At 47.3% G+C, this 15,060-nt stretch carries 13 protein-coding genes; 3 read left to right on the forward strand and 10 right to left on the reverse strand.

The features are described 5' to 3' along the window. The first annotated feature begins 67 nt into the window (after nucleotides 1-67). On the forward strand, nucleotides 68-256 hold the full coding sequence (locus Q0R37_RS11405; protein WP_294754584.1) for a DUF6472 family protein: 189 nt from the start codon (nucleotides 68-70) through the stop codon (nucleotides 254-256). Here Q0R37_RS11405 and Q0R37_RS11410 read toward each other — a convergent pair. Next, nucleotides 253-786, reverse strand: coding sequence for a hypothetical protein (locus tag Q0R37_RS11410; protein ID WP_294754586.1), 534 nt, complete (start codon nucleotides 784-786; stop codon nucleotides 253-255). The genes Q0R37_RS11405 and Q0R37_RS11410 overlap by 4 nt on opposite strands. A 128-nt stretch (nucleotides 787-914) precedes the next feature. Here Q0R37_RS11410 and Q0R37_RS11415 point away from each other — a divergent pair, with 128 nt between their 5' ends. Both Q0R37_RS11415 and Q0R37_RS11420 read left to right on the forward strand, forming a co-directional pair. Beyond that, nucleotides 915-2,078 (forward strand): CPBP family intramembrane glutamic endopeptidase, encoded by a 1,164-nt coding sequence (locus Q0R37_RS11415; protein WP_294754589.1) that lies wholly within the window; start codon nucleotides 915-917, stop codon nucleotides 2,076-2,078. Between the two features lie 8 nt (nucleotides 2,079-2,086). Beyond that, a complete protein-coding gene (locus Q0R37_RS11420; RefSeq protein WP_294754591.1) occupies nucleotides 2,087-2,539 on the forward strand; it encodes a nucleoside deaminase in 453 nt (150 codons plus the stop codon). 288 nt (nucleotides 2,540-2,827) lie between these two features. On the opposite strand, the gene Q0R37_RS11425 is transcribed toward Q0R37_RS11420, so the two are convergent. The 9 genes from Q0R37_RS11425 to Q0R37_RS11465 form a co-directional block, all read right to left on the reverse strand. Further along, nucleotides 2,828-3,808 carry a hypothetical protein gene (locus Q0R37_RS11425; RefSeq protein ID WP_294754593.1) on the reverse strand — a complete coding sequence of 327 codons (981 nt, stop codon included), beginning with the start codon at nucleotides 3,806-3,808 and terminating at the stop codon, nucleotides 2,828-2,830. Continuing rightward, complete coding sequence (locus Q0R37_RS11430; protein WP_294754595.1) at nucleotides 3,801-5,243, reverse strand: spore germination protein; 1,443 nt, start codon at nucleotides 5,241-5,243, stop codon at nucleotides 3,801-3,803. The genes Q0R37_RS11425 and Q0R37_RS11430 overlap by 8 nt, the downstream gene beginning before the upstream one ends. Nucleotides 5,244-5,386: 143 nt before the next feature. Continuing rightward, the gene (locus Q0R37_RS11435) at nucleotides 5,387-5,854 is read right to left on the reverse strand and encodes an immunoglobulin-like domain-containing protein (protein ID WP_294754597.1); all 468 of its coding nucleotides are present in this window, start codon (nucleotides 5,852-5,854) and stop codon (nucleotides 5,387-5,389) included. Nucleotides 5,855-5,967: 113 nt separating this feature from the next. Beyond that, entirely contained in the window at nucleotides 5,968-6,807 is an 840-nt protein-coding gene (nadC, locus tag Q0R37_RS11440; protein ID WP_294754599.1) for a carboxylating nicotinate-nucleotide diphosphorylase, read from the reverse strand. Nucleotides 6,808-6,966: 159 nt separating this feature from the next. Then, a complete protein-coding gene (locus tag Q0R37_RS11445; RefSeq protein WP_294754601.1) occupies nucleotides 6,967-8,301 on the reverse strand; it encodes a D-alanyl-D-alanine carboxypeptidase family protein in 1,335 nt (444 codons plus the stop codon). 46 nt (nucleotides 8,302-8,347) lie between these two features. Beyond that, nucleotides 8,348-9,805, reverse strand: a complete 1,458-nt coding sequence (locus tag Q0R37_RS11450) for an FAD-binding protein (protein ID WP_294754603.1) — start codon at nucleotides 9,803-9,805, stop codon at nucleotides 8,348-8,350. A gap of 223 nt (nucleotides 9,806-10,028) precedes the next feature. Beyond that, the gene (locus tag Q0R37_RS11455) at nucleotides 10,029-11,285 is read right to left on the reverse strand and encodes a phospholipase D-like domain-containing protein (protein ID WP_294754605.1); all 1,257 of its coding nucleotides are present in this window, start codon (nucleotides 11,283-11,285) and stop codon (nucleotides 10,029-10,031) included. A gap of 169 nt (nucleotides 11,286-11,454) precedes the next feature. Next, nucleotides 11,455-12,381: a magnesium transporter CorA family protein gene (locus Q0R37_RS11460; protein ID WP_294754607.1), complete on the reverse strand. Its 927-nt coding sequence runs from the start codon at nucleotides 12,379-12,381 to the stop codon at nucleotides 11,455-11,457. 260 nt (nucleotides 12,382-12,641) lie between these two features. Then, a partial coding sequence (locus Q0R37_RS11465; protein ID WP_294754609.1) for a SpaA isopeptide-forming pilin-related protein occupies nucleotides 12,642-15,060 on the reverse strand: 2,419 nt, incomplete at its 5' end.

Here is a 15,060-nt window from a genome sequence, read left to right on the forward strand (position 1 = left end):
TTTGGAATCCCTTCCTTTTGGGTTGGCGTAATCAATGCGTAAATTTTGATTTACGGAAGGAGATATTATGGAAAAGAAAAAAGCCACCAACTGCGAGACCTGCACAAACTACGTATACGATGAGGACTACGACTGCTATGTGTGCATGGTGAACCTTGACGAGGACGAGATGTACCGCTTTTTGCAGGGCTCGAACTACGCCTGTCCCTACTACCGCCTTGACGATGAATACGGCGTAGTCCGCCACCAGAATTAATATATCAAATGGCTGGAAGCTGTTCCGTCCGTACTCAGTCCGACAACCGCTGCCGTACCATTTTCACACAGCTCACCGAGCACGGTTATGATATCACTTTCGGGAGCTATCCCCTGCTTTACCGCCTGCTCGGATATGCCTATGAGCTGTTCCGCATCGTGCTCCGCAAGAAGCTCTCCGCCGTTTTCACAGTACACCACCCTGCACGACGGTGATATCTTCCACTTGCCCAGCAAATGACCGAGGAGCTCCCTGCACTCCCTGCCGTCAACGATAATGAGCTCGGTATAGCCCGTGAATATCTCCCTGCCGTTTTTCAGCTCAGCGTCCGATCTCGCAAGGTCTATATCCGCTCCGTGCCCCGATACTGCATCTTCTTCGCTGAAAAGCGAGAAAACTGCTTCCGTTTCATATTCACCCGTTACCGCTGCCGCTCTCAGGTAGCTCTTTTCATGTATCCTGCCCGAAGCACAGCCTGTGGTAAAAACTGCCGCAAACGCAAGAACTGCCGTAATAACTGCTTTTTTCATATTTGCTTCTCCTTTAATAATTTTTTTATCGTGTTAACCGATTGTTCATATAAATGTGCTAAAAAATCTACATTGTTTCCCCTGAAATATGCTATTATATAAATTGAGAAATTGTAGGAGGTGAACCAATGAAATTCTCTGACACCTCAGAAGATGCCGTTATAGATGTCGTCGAACAATTCGACTATTCTACGCAGAATGAAGCGTATAACGAAAGCTTCGTAACATGGAGAAGAAGGATAGACAATCCCTTTTCCTTCAACTTTACACGCAACCGCAAGGAAAGCGTTTTCGTTGAGGGCAAGGGCTTCGAGAACAAGTCCTTCTCCGCTGCCGAACAGGACTGCATCGGCAGGATCATGAACGTTGCGGGCATTGCGATGTTCATATGGATAGTTGTGGATAATTTAGTCAGCCGCCTTGCGGTGGCAGTTTTTGATCTACTGAATTTCGATATCCACACGTCCTTTTTCAGCAAGGCGATATACGGCGGAAAAACAGAGATAATCACTACTCTGATACTTATTTCCGTGCTTAAGATATGGCTGCCTACCCACTATCTGCGGCGAAGGCTCAGAATGCCGAAGCGCGTTGAATTCATGACCACTCTTAATCACGCCTCCGATATGTTCGGAGCTATATTCATGGCTCTTTCGGTAAGCGCTATATCAAGTCTCCCGAGTATCTACACAAACAGGATGCGCGAAGTATTCGATTACTTCAAGTCCATAAACGTCGATTCTTCTGTATGGGATCAGGAACAGTTCGTTGTGTACACCGTTTTCGATATCATCATCGTTACCGTTATCTCCGAGCTTTTCTTCAGAGGCGCGGTCTTCGGAGCACTCAGACAGTTTGGCGATTATTTTGCGATAATCATCACATCCGTTATGTCGGGGCTCCTTGTGCAGGACTTCCTTGAAATGCCTGCGGCTATCATGATCTCGGCAGTGGCTTCCATAGGTATGCTGCGGAGCGGTTCGATATTCACAGCTATATTCGTACAGGCCATATTCAAGATGTACCGTCTCGCTCTTGTGCTCATTGACGCAGGCACCGAAGATTCTCTCCACCTGAGAAGAAACAGCTTCATCCTTATTGTATTCCTGATAGGCGCTATGGGTGCAGGTATGCTGTATCTGTTAAGACGGCATCAGGAGCTTCACAGGATAGCCGAATTTCATTCCGAACTCACCATGAGTCAGCGCCTGATAGCTGCATTCAAAACATTCCCTGTTTCTGCTGTTGTATGCTTCTGTATACTCGCAGCTGCATTACAGGTCATCTTTTAGGAGCTTAAATGGAAAAATATATGCAGCGTGCCCTTGAGCTCGCAAGGCTCGCTTTCAACGAGGGCGAAGTCCCCGTGGGAGCTGTGGTCGTCAGAAAGACCACGGGCGAGATAGTCGGCGAGGGAAGAAATATGCGCGAGGGCGCCAAGAACGCTCTCGCTCACGCGGAGCTCATCGCCATAGATGAAGCCTGCCGTACTCTCGGGGGCTGGCGGCTTCCCGAATGTGCCATATACGTTACTCTTGAGCCCTGCCCCATGTGCTGCGGCGCTATAATAAATTCACGCATCGACGATGTTATTTTCGGTGCGTATGACACAAAAAGCGGCTCTGCCGTTTCTGTGCAGAAAATGTTCGAGCTGCCCTACAACTACCGTCCAGAGGTAACGGGTGGAGTAATGGAAAAGGAATGTGCGGAGATACTCTCCGAGTTTTTCAGACAGCTCCGACAGAAGAAATAATATCATCGCTTAAGAGCAATACATATATGGAAACTTTTATAACTATTATTGAGGTGGACCCTTTTGAAAAAGGGTCTCCCCTCAAACTCCCCTCCTAAAACTTCCAGTTTAAATTTTTCACGGATATGGCGCTCCCTGCAAGATTTGCAGGGCTTTTTTTATTGCTTTGAGCGCCCTATCTGCGAAAAATTTGGATTAAAAGTCTTTGGAAAGGGGTTCGGGGAAGAACCTTTCCTCAGAAAGGTTTGCCCCGAGTAATAACTATAAACTTCCGTATATGCATTGCACTTATCCGCTGATCTTTTCAGCGGATTTTTTTACTGCCGCAGATACTGTCAGTGCTGCCAATGCAGCTGCTGCACGCAGGAGTATGAGCTCGCGCCCCGACATGAGCAGAGCCGCTCCGAGCACAAGTAATGTCACTGTGCTGCTCCGCCAGCGTCTGAACTTAGGAAAAAGCCGTTTCAGAAGATACGCTCCGGTCATGACCTGCAGAGTCACGGAAAATACCGCAAACGATATGAATATCACAAGGAAAAGCGAGTCTATGCGCTGAGCCTCAAAGGGCTGCGAAAGCTGTGCCGCCGTTATTACAGGGAACTCCGCAGCGCTGACTATCCCTCCCGCAACTGCAAGCGAGGTCAGTATCACTACTGCGGTCAGGAGCGTCTTTGCTCCGAAGTACAGCACAGCCGCATAGCTCCGCTCTCCCCTTGTTTTTTCAAGGAGTACGAAAAAGCTGCCGAGACTGCCGCTCACTGCAAATCCCCTGACAAAGCCATAGAAAAAGCTCTGGTTTTCGGGACGGTAAATGTTCTCCCAGTCCGCAGTGAAGACTGCACTCACAAAGTCGATGAGTATACAGAGCAGTCCTGCCGCAGCTGCTGTCACCGCTGCCCTCGACACCGCTCTCAGTCCCGTTGAGGAACTGTAAAGACAGACAAGGGCTATGAGCCCTGCCGTGAGGAGCTTTCCCCATATGCCGTTCCTTTCCTCATAGGGGATATATATTGCTCCGCTCGTCCGCCATAGCGAGGAGAAAAGAGCTCCGCCGCAGAATACCGCGTAAAGCAGGTAAAAAAACTGCTGCCCTTTTGAGGTCTCTTTACCGTGGAGCACAAATATCAGCGCTGTGAGGAACTGCAGAGCCGACGCAGACAGGATTCCGTACAGTGTCATGAGGGAGATGCTGCCGCTAAGGCAGAAAAGCCCGAAAACATCGGTTATTATCAGCATTGCGGCAAGCTGATACCTTGATATGCTATTCATGATACTCCTCCACTGTAAAGCCGCGGCTCTGCATTTTCTTTACGCCGCTCCGCACAGCCGTATCTCCCATGCCCGAAGCTTTGAACGGCGAAAGCGGCGCGGTATATGGAAATCCGTAATCCTCCGTGGCACATATATTCACAAGGACTCCGCAGGCAAGGAGACTTATGCCGAAAAGTCCGAGCGCTCCCCCTGCGATTATGAATACGAAACGCAGCACAGTTATCTGCGGATTAAGCTCGGGAACAACAAGTCCGCCGAGTACGGCAAGAGCTGTCATGGTCAGCAGCGGAGTGCTTATCAGTCCCGAATTAACCGCCGCATCGCCTATGATGAGCCCGCTTATTATGCTGACAGCTCCGCCTACAGGCTTGGGCAGGCGGACTCCCGCCTCGCGTATTATCTCATACATGAGCAGTGCGAAAAGAGCTTCCGTGACTATGGACAGGGGAGCTTTTTTCTCTGCGTCAACAAGGAGCATGAACAGTGTGCTGTTCAGCAGCTCGGGGTGATACATGACTATCGAGACGTAAAATGACGGAAGAAGCACCGCCGCAAGAAAAGCGCCGTATTTCAGCCAGCGTATGAAGGTGGAATAATAGGGCTTGAAGGCGTAATCGTCAAGTGTCTGGAAGCTCTCGCAGAACAGCCGCGGTATAACTATCGCATAGGGTACTCCGTCAACGAAAAGCGCCGCTCTCCCCTCAATGAGCTTGGAGCAGAGCACATCGGGGCGCTCGGTAGTGCCTGTGGAGTCGAATATCTCAAAGCTGCCGTTTTCAAGAAAGGGGCGGAGCTGTCCCGTTGTGAGGATAGCTTCAAGCTCCACATCGTCAAGAGAGCTCCTTATCTTATCGGTAAGAGATTTCGGCACACGGTCCTTCATATAGCACAGACACAGGTCCGTAGAGCTTTTGCTGCCCTTGGCAAATATCTCCATGACAAGCTCGGGACTTTTGATGCGCCTGCGTATCTGTGACATATTCACGCGGATAGTCTCGGTAAAGCCCTCGTGAGCGCCCATGATATTCCCCTCGCCCGACGGCTCCTGCACTCCCCTCGAAGAATAGCCCTGCACACCGAAAGCAAGAGCCCTTGTCATGCCCTCTGCAAGAAGCACTGCAAAGCCCGAGTTCATAAGTCTGAAAAGCTCCTCGTAATCACCGATCACGGGACGGTCGGCAGACAGCAGGAGCTCCTCGTTTATATAGTGAAAAAGCTCCTCTGCGCTGCACTTTTCGGGGATATCCGTAATGGGCTCGAAGATAAGCTCGGTTATGACGGAGGTCGATACCATGCCGTCGCAGCAGAGCAGGGCACAGTGGATACCTCCCGTAACAAAGCGGTTTATGAGCACGTCCGAGGAGTTCCCCGAAATGCGGCGTATCTCCTTTATACTGCTGTCCAGCGACGGCAGAAGTCCGTTTTTTTCCATACATCTCACCTCTGCGGTAGTATCTGCCGAAACTGCGAAATTATACCTGAGGGGGGGCGGATATTATCCGCCCGAAAAATACAAACCGCCTGCACTGTGAATGTTGTTCCACAATGCAGGCGGTTTGATAGTACCGAAAAACTTTATTCTATTGTGAACTCAGCATAGACGATCTCATTGTCAAAATCGCCTGTACCTCTGAAATTCATAAACTCCTTGCCAATACGATAATCACCTGAAGGCAGCTTACCGTAAAGCCATTCCCAGTTCACATCCCATTTGCTGGTATTTTCCTTAGGTATTGTCAACGCCTCCAAAGTCCAGCCGAATTCATCTTCCTTAACGATATAATCTACGTCTTTCCATTTGGATTTTTTCTTCTTTTGTACAACAAAGAAACTGCCTGTCTCCAGCTGAGCAACGTTTTCTCCTCCCGATTGAGTGCAAACGAGCGTTAAGCCGCTTGACGTTACATTCTCGGCTTTCAGTGTGATCCCCCAGTCGTACTTAGCAGAGCTATCAGCGGTATCGGCAGCCTCGCTACCGCTGCCGCAGCCAAATAACGCAAACAAACATAAAGATGCTAAAACTAATGCTATGATCTTTCTCATATTGAAATGCTCCTTTTCGTCGAAAAACTTCTGTGCGCCTGTTTGTAATATGATGTTTTTTCACGGGCGGCGGAACGCCGCACCTACAATGGCAATCGGTTCAATTGCAATTATCATTTCCTGATCTTCATTGAGATATCGAAGCACTTGACGGAATGAGTAAGAGCTCCCAGTGATATGATATCCACGCCTGTCTCTGCAACTGCGCGGATATTCTCGGCAGTGACATTTCCCGAAGCTTCAAGCAGTGCCTTTCCGCCTGCAATTGCAACAGCCTCCTTCATCTCGTCACAGCTCATATTGTCAAGCATGATTATCTCAACGCCTGTGGCAAGAGCCTCACGGAGCTCGTCAAGTGTGCGGACTTCAACTTCGATTTTTACCGTATGTCCTATCTTCTCGCGGAGTGCGTTCACAGCCGCGGTTATGCCGCCGTATGCGTCGATGTGGTTATCCTTCAGCATAGCCGCGTCGGAAAGGTTGAAGCGGTGGTTTTTTCCGCCGCCGACTGTTACTGCGTACTTTTGCAGCGCACGAAGTCCCGGGAGAGTTTTTCTCGTGTCCGTAACGGCTGCCTTTGTGCCCTTTACAAGCTCCACGCACTTATTCGTTGCGGTAGCTATACCCGACATATGCTGCAAAAGGTTGAGAGCTGTTCTTTCGCCCTTGAGGAGAGTAAGAGTGCTTCCCTCAAGCTCTGCGATTATATCGCCCTTCTGCACCTTAGTGCCGTCATTGAGGAGTATCCTGAAGTCAACGTCGCCGCCTGCAAGGTCGAATACCCGCTTTGCGACCTCTATACCGCAGACAACTCCCGTGTCCTTTGCGACATAGTAAGCGGAGCTCCTGTGCTCGGGGGGGATAAGGTTGTCCGCAGCAGCGTCGATGTAGTTTATGTCCTCCATGAGGGCGGTGGTGATTATATTGTCAACATAGCATTGTAAAAGCTTCATATCATATCTTCCTTTCTGTTGTAAATCAAAATTTAGCAAAGCTAAATTTTGATTATAATGCGTAATTCGTAATTGTTGGTGTCCGCCATTCGGCGGACAGGATTGAAATTATTCTAAATCCGTCGGCGTAAGCCGACACAATTAATTACGCATTACGAATTATGATTTATATTTGGAGTCTATGCACAGGAACTCCTCCAAGGTAAGTCCCGAATCCGAGACCTCCTTTGCAAGCTCCCTGCCGAGATATCGGACGTGCCACGACTCGTACATATAGCCCGTTATATCCTCCTTGCCCTGAGGATAGCGCAAGATAAAGCCGTATTTTACGCAATTGGCGGCGAGCCATTTCGCTTCCTTTGTATTGTTGAAGCTGCTGCTGGCATTGTTTATATCCATTGCAAGTCCTGTCTGGTGCTCGGAATGGCCTGCCCTTGCGGAATATGTGTCCGCAGCCGCCTTTCCGTCACGATTGACGTAGCCGCTGTAGAGCTGCCCCTGATAGGTATAGGAACGAAAGCCCGAAACTATACTGAGGTATATGCCTTCCTTTGCGGCGTCAGCCATCATTTCGTCAAATGCTGCCTGCGCTTCGGGAAGTATCCCGCCCGGATCGTAGTCGGACGGCAGAGAATAGGTCTTGTTGGCAATTAGTATGCCGTTGACATAAGTCACGCCGCCGCGCTCCTCTATCTCCTGACGGGTAAATCTTTCGGCAGTTCCGTCGCTCCATGTCACGGTAAAATGCATGGAATCATTTTTGACTTTCCTGCCTGTGGTATTATTTTCCGTGCTTCCGAAGCGGAAGGTCATATTTTCACCGTCGGGAGCATACTCGAAACGACTGATATCACCGTTTTTATCCGTGAGCTTTCCGCTGAGGCCGCTTATCTCAAAGGTGCGCCCCTGCGAAGTCACCCACCTGCCTGTAAGGATCTCCGACATATTGATCATTACGTCGGTGAAGTACCTGAATGTCTCCGTGCTGCCGTTTGACCATTTCAGCACGAAGCTCAGCTCACTGTCCCATGTGATGAACGCGGACATTTCAGTTCCCGAAGCCCTGAACACCATAAGGTCGTTATCTTCCTCGACTGTGAAGAACTCCGAGCTTTCCCTGTTTGGATCGACTATGCTGACAGTTCCGCTGTCAAAGCTGAAATACCGCTTTGCGCCGCCGCAGTCTCCTATCCACGTACCTATGGGGAACTTGTTCCTGCCTCCGAGGATGATATCCTGCAAAGCCGAAAGGTCGGCGGAGTCAATAGATCCGTCGCCGTTTATATCAGCGGCTATGGTCTGCGTTTCATTGAGCCCGTATCTGCCGTGAAGGCTGCTGCCGAGGATCACCATGTCGCTCATGGATACCCTGTCGTCGCGGTCGATATCTCCCTTGAGCATTATGGGAGCAGCATAAGCGGGATATGCAGCCGAAAAAAGCGCTATGCTGCTCAAAGCCGCAATAAAAGCTGTTACTTTCCTCATATCAGTCATGCATATCCCCTCCTGTCGTATAGGCAGAGCTGTATCCTGCCGTTTTTTACTGCATTACCTCACCGAGAATAATATATGCAACGGTAACGATAGATTTTGCAAGTACAAAATCAGCGTCAACAAGATAACCGCCGTTGATGAGGTCCTCGCGTATCTCCTTTATGCGCTTGAAGCCCTCTGCGGCTGCTTTCTTGTCGGGTATGACGAAATAGCAGTTCTGTAATATCTTTCTTGTTTCTGTGCGGACGCCCTTTGGTATCCTCGGACTTCCGAGATGCGCGTCGAATTCCGCTTCTTCAAAGTCCTTGGGAGCATCTGTAAGCTTTGAAGCTATATTGTTTGCCGCATGGCGCGAGAACACAAGAGCTTCAAGGAGAGAATTGCTGGCAAGGCGGTTGCTGCCGTGAACTCCCGTATGCGAACACTCTCCGCAGGCGTAAAGGTTGGGCAGACTTGTCTCGGAGTTGTTGTCCACATCTATACCGCCCATGAGGTAGTGCTGGCACGGGAATATGGGCACGGGCTCCTTGGTGAGATCGTAGCCCTGCTCGAGCAGGTTCTTGTATATCATAGGGAAGCGGTTCCTGAGGAACTCGCTGTCCTTGTAGCTTATATCAAGGTAGAAGTCCGTGGAGTTCTGCTTGCGCGATTCAAGTACGATAGCGTGTGATACGACGTCTCTCGGCGCAAGCTCGAGACGCTCGTCATAGTTGTGCATGAAGCGCTCCTTCTTGCAGTTGAGGAGATAAGCTCCCTCGCCGCGGACAGCCTCGGATATAAGGAAGCACTCTCTGGTAGCGCGGTTGTTGAAGGCTGTGGGGTGGAACTGCACATAGCTGAGGTTCTTTATCTTTGCGCCCATTTCATACGCAAATGTGATGCCGTCGCCCGTTGCGATTGCGGAGTTTGTGGTGAACTGGTATACTCTTCCGATACCGCCTGTTGCAAGTATCATGAAGTGGCAGTTGCAGGTCTCGTAGCTGTCGTCGGGAAGTCTCAGGAATGCGGAATAGCCGGTCTTTGTCTGCTTAACGGCACACATGATAGTATTTTCCATTATTGTGACATTGCTGAGCTTCTGAACATTTTCAAGGAGAGTGGAGGTTATCTCCTTGCCTGTAGCGTCGGCATGGTGGAAGATACGGTGATGACTGTGGCCGCCTTCAAGGGTGCGGTGGTAAGTACCGTCGGGGTTCTTGTCGAACTCAACGCCCAGCTTTATGATATTCTCGATATCCTGTGCAGCCTCGCTTACGAGAGTATGAACGGCTTCCACATTGTTCTTGAAGCTTCCTGCGATGAGGGTGTCGTTCTGGTGATACTGGATATTGTCCGTAGGAGAATTGTAAACTCCTGCGATGCCGCCCTGAGCCAGCGATGAATTGCAAAGCGGCAGGTCGCGCTTGCAGAGTATGAGTATATTCAGCTCCTTTGGGAGATTGATAGCCGCGTAGAGACCTGCTGCTCCGCAGCCTGCTATAATAACATCATAATTTTTAGACATGATAAGACCGTCCTTTACATAAAATATGTATACACAGTTATTATACCACACTAATCGGGGTTTGTAAATCCATAATTTGCTAATATCCTAAAGCTTTTAGCTATTGATCATCAGCTGTCAGCCTGCAGGGGCGGATATTATCCGTCCGAAAAAACCTTCACATTTTTGAACGTTTACTTTTCTTAAAGGAAACGGTCGGACATTTGTCCGACCGTAATAACAGTTATTTTTCAGAAAAGTAGTAATCAACGCCATATTGTTCTGACAAACGATTAAATTGTTCATCAATAAACTCTTTAGCATTGCCAGATAGCTTTATATGCGCTTTTTGATAATGCTTTTTTGAAACCTTATCAATCGTTTCACACTTTCCAAAAGATGCTTCATATGTATCTGAACCTAAATTATCCCATACTATATCCATAGAAATTCCATTTTTTACCATGGTTTTTAATATCTCGCATTTTTCAATTATACAATACCAAGGATATTTTTCTATCCATGGATGTTCAGAAAGCCATTCCTCTTTATACCTGTTCTGCTCAGAAAACTTTCTCAGATATCCTCGTCCAATAATAATCGGCACATTTTGCCCGCCATTATTTTGGCTTAATGCAGCAAGATAAATCTCATCTCCATCATTAACTGCACTTGGTCTCCAACTCTCAGAATATGTTGAAATATAAACTTCCTTTCCATTCAAAATAACTTTTGTTGGATAAAATGGCGTATTTTCATCAATTCTGTCATTTCCTCTCCCCATCTGCTTCATCCAAATAACATGGTCATATATGATTTGCTTTCTTGGTTCATTTGACGAAAATATTTCGTTTATAATATCTTTTTCTTTTGTAGCAGATAAAACTTCTTTTTTTATTTCCTCTTCTGTTTCAGTTTTTTTCTTATTTTCAATAACAGAACCATACATTTTAGTATTATAATTGAAATCAGTTGACTGGCTTGCTTTTTTCTGAGGAATAATAATATCCTTATAGTCTGTTCTCACTTTTGATATCATTTCATCAGTTACAAGACCATCTTGTATCTTTGATATTGTATCATCAAAATATTGCTTTAATTCTGAGATCAATTCCAAAGACTGCTCTTCTGTTTTTCCGTCGGCAAGCAAAGATAATTCAATATTAGATTTAAAACCACTTGCTGTAAAATTGGCAGAGCCCACTACAGCCCTATCATCATCAAAAATATACAGCTTGGTATGTAGAAATTTAAGTGCATATACTTGAATTCCCGATTTTACCATTAGTTCAATTGCATCAATATTATTCGCTTTGACATACAGATCTTCAAGATATATTCGTGTAATGAACTGGCACTCTATTCTTTTCTCTTTTACAAGCTCGCATAGATTTTCTGCTAAAGATTTAGATAAGTAAGGGCTCATTATTCTAATTTTGCATTTAGAATCTTTAAAAAGCTCTTTAATACGGTCATAATGATTGGTTGTAAGTATTTCCATAACATATTCCCCCTAATAGTTATTAATTACTGATATTATAACATTATTTAAATATATAGTCAAATATTTCTGCTAAAGAACATGGTACGCCGTCCCCTACAAAAAGCTAATGGCTAACGGCTAATGGCTAAAAGCTAAAAACCAGTGCTGTTCAGCACCGGTTTTTTAGCTATTTCTTTTTCCATTTCAGCAGCACAAAGGCTGTTATTCCCGTCAGAAACGCAGTAAGCGTTATTGCGAACCACGTATACGGCATGGGAAGGTCTTCTGTATTGATACCGTAAAAAGCAAACATGATATTGGGTATCTCAAGTATGATAGTGACTATAGTCAATCGCCACATAACGATATTCTGGTTATTTGAGATTATCGACGAGAAGCCGTCCATCATACTGGACAGGATCCCCGAATAGATGCTTGACATCTCTATCGCCTGCTTCATCTCTATGAGCACGTCCTCAAGAAGGTCCTGATCCTCGTCGTAGAGCTTTATTACTCTGCCGCGGAATATCTTCTCGATAGTCGCCTCATTGGCTTTCAGCGATGTGGAAAAGTATACGAGGGATTTCTCCAGCGCAAGGAGCTGCATGAGAAGCTCGTTCTTCATTGCGTCGTGGAGCTCCTGCTCGGCAGCCGATGATATCTTGTCTATCTGTTTCAGGTAGGTAAGGAACAGTGCCGATATCCTCAGCAGCAGCTGAAGCACAAATCTTGTCTTGAAGTCGGGGCGGAGATTGCGTATGCCGCCTCTTGTCGCCTCGTTGATTATCTGTGTCTCACGGATAGAGATAGTGAATACATACTCTGCCGTGACGATTATACCCATAGGCAGGGTATAGAAGTTCTTGGTCTTGTCGTCGTCGATAGCCGATACAGGCGTATCTATGATAACAAGGGTCTGGTCGTCCTCACGCTCGATACGCGACGACTCCTCCTCATCTATAGAGGACTTCACGAAGCCGCTGTCGAGACCGTAGTCCTCGATAAGCTCCTTTACCTCCTGCGGCGTAGGATCGACAACTGAGATCCAGCAGCCTGCAACAGGAGCTTCACACTGCGTAAGCACGCCTTTTTCATAGTTGTAAAAGTTTATCATGTTTTTCGCCCTCCGCACAGCGCGGAAAGACTTGCTCCTTTCACCGATATTCACTTCGGCAAAAGGACGAGAGCATTATCGTCTGCCGAAGCTTGGAATACTATTCAAATTCCCATAAGGGTCAGAACTCATAATGCACCTCCTGATTCATAATGCAGTATTATTATATCACATTTCCCGTACCGATTACAAGTATTTTTTCAAAAAAAGTTGGCTGCCGGACTTAATGTCCGACAGCCTTCTTTAAGATCATATCAATCTCAGTCCTCGTCACGCTTTCTTGAACGCGCTGCGAATGAACCTGCTATTGCGAGAGCAATGACCGCCATAGCTGCGCCCATGCCCTTGACACCTGTCTTAGGCGAGTTGGAAGAGCTCTTTGTAACTGTTCCGTTGGACTTTGTTGTGGTCGCTGCTGTAGTTGTGGTTGTAGTGGTTGTTGTTGTATTTGTTGTTTCGGACTCGGTCGTGGTCGTTGTAGTCTCCGAAGAAGTTGTGGATGTAGTTGTTCTTGAGATCTGATGGCTGTCGTCGGTAACTGTTGTAGTAGTACCTGTCAGCTCCTGACCCTTCTGATCCGTTGTAGTAGTGGTTGTGGTAGTAGTTGTGGTAGTCGTAGTTGTTGTAGTTGTGGTGGTCGTTGTAGACGATGTTGTTAGAGTTGTAGTAGTGGTCGTCGTGGTTGTAGTTGTTGTAGTAGTGGTTGAAGTTGTGGTTGTAGTCGTGGTAGTTGTAGTAGTTGTAGTAGATGTTGTAGTCGTTGTAGTAGGTGTTGTGGTGGTAGTTGTCGTCGTAGTTGTTGTAGTAGGTGTGGTTGTTGTTGTTGTGGTGGTTGTTGTAGTTGAAGTTGTTGTCGAAGTAGTAGTTGTTGTTGTAGTTGTTGTAGTAGTTGTGGTGGTAGTTGTGGTCGTGGTCGTGGTCGTAACGATGCGCTTGTCAGTCATTTCAACTGTATCGTCGGACTTGCCGCCCTTTACTACCTTACCGTTTTCAACTGTGAACTCTACGCTTTCTGCCTTTTCATACTCGGCAGGAGCCTGAAGCTCTACAAGGGTATATGTACCGTCCTCAACTGTAACTATGGTCTTCTCTGTACCTGAGATCCATACGAGTGCATTTCCGACGCTGTTTACAGCCTCGCCGCCTTCGCCGACCTCAAGCTGACCGTCCCTGAAGGTGATAGCCCTGCCCGAGCTGTCCTTACCTGTGAGTGTGAGCTTAGCGCCCTTTACCTCACTGCCTGCAATGTCGTCTACCTTGTTGATATTGATCTTTGCAGCAGGTGCGGTAGTTGTCGTTGTTGTCGTTGAAGCCGATGTGCTCGTTGTTGTGGATGTAGTTGTTGAAGTTGTAGTGCTTGTTGTAGTTGTTGTTGAAGTAGTTGTGGTTGTGGTTGTCGAAGTTGTGGTGCTTGTTGTGGTTGTAGTTGTTGATGTTGTGGTGCTTGTTGTGGTTGTGGTTGTTGATGTTGTGGTGCTTGTTGTGGTTGTGGTTGTTGAAGTTGTAGTGCTTGTTGTTGATGTAGTTGTGGTAGTAGTTGTTGTAGTTGTAGTTGTGGTCGTTGTAGGAGTTGTGGTGCTTGTAGTTGTAACAGCTTCAGCATCGCATACTTCAATGGTGTTGCCGTTCTTGTCAACTACATAATAGCCGTTTTCAGCGTCCATATCATTTTCAGTCTTGAGATCCTTGCCGCTTGCGTCAACGATCCTGCTGTCCTTGATAGTGAATTCAAGCTCGGAGGTGATGATATCATATGTCTTGCCGCCGTTCTCGAACTTGTCGCCCGTTTCCTTCAGCTTGTACTTACCGTCGATAAGTGCCTGAACGATCTTGGCTGTGCTTCCCGATACCCACTGGATACCGATGATATTATTGTCGCTGTCGTATACGTTTACGAACTCGCCGTCCTTGTTTGCTTCAAGGATAGAAGTCCAGTCGATATCAGCGTTTGTGATCTGGATAGTAGCTCCTGCGATCTCGTTTTCGCCTGTGATATCGCTCTTGCTTATGCTTACGTATGCAGCGTCCTCGACCTTGAAGCTCTTACCGTCCTCAGATACTGAAGTCCTGCCGTTTGTAACTGTGTCTACCTTTGTTACCTTGCCGTTTTCAACTGTGAATGTGAACTCGGTAACTACTGAATAGCCTGTGGGAGCTGCGTCCTCAACAAGTGAGTAAACGCCGTCCTTAAGGCCTGTGAGCTTAGCACTGTTGCCTTCAAACTCAATTGACTTAGCACCCTTTGAAGCTGTCTTTGCAGCCGAACCCTCACCGACTGTTACACCGCCGAGGTCGTTCGATGAGCCCTTGGCATTGAGTGTGAACTTAGCCTTGCCTGCCAATTCGGGGATAGGCTCTCCGCCGAGTGAAAGCTTGTCAATGGTTATCACAGACTTTGTATCCTCGACTACAAGGTGACCGTTTTCGTCAACATAAGCCTTGCCGTCTGTTACGGTGCTTACATCTGTTACCTTGCCGTCCTTGACTGTGAATGTGAACTTTGTTACTGTTGTGTAGCCGTCGGGTGCTGCTGTCTCTTCGAGACTGTACTTACCGTCCTTAAGGCCTTCAAACTGTGTATTGTTGCCTGTGAATGTTGTCTTTGTTACTTCACCCAGTGCGTCGCCGCCGTTTACCTTTACGCCTGCAAGTGTCTTGCCATCTTCCTCAACTGCGAGT

Origin of the sequence: uncultured Ruminococcus sp. (assembly GCF_946415235.1) — a bacterium.
Taxonomy (GTDB): domain Bacteria; phylum Bacillota; class Clostridia; order Oscillospirales; family Ruminococcaceae; genus Ruminococcus.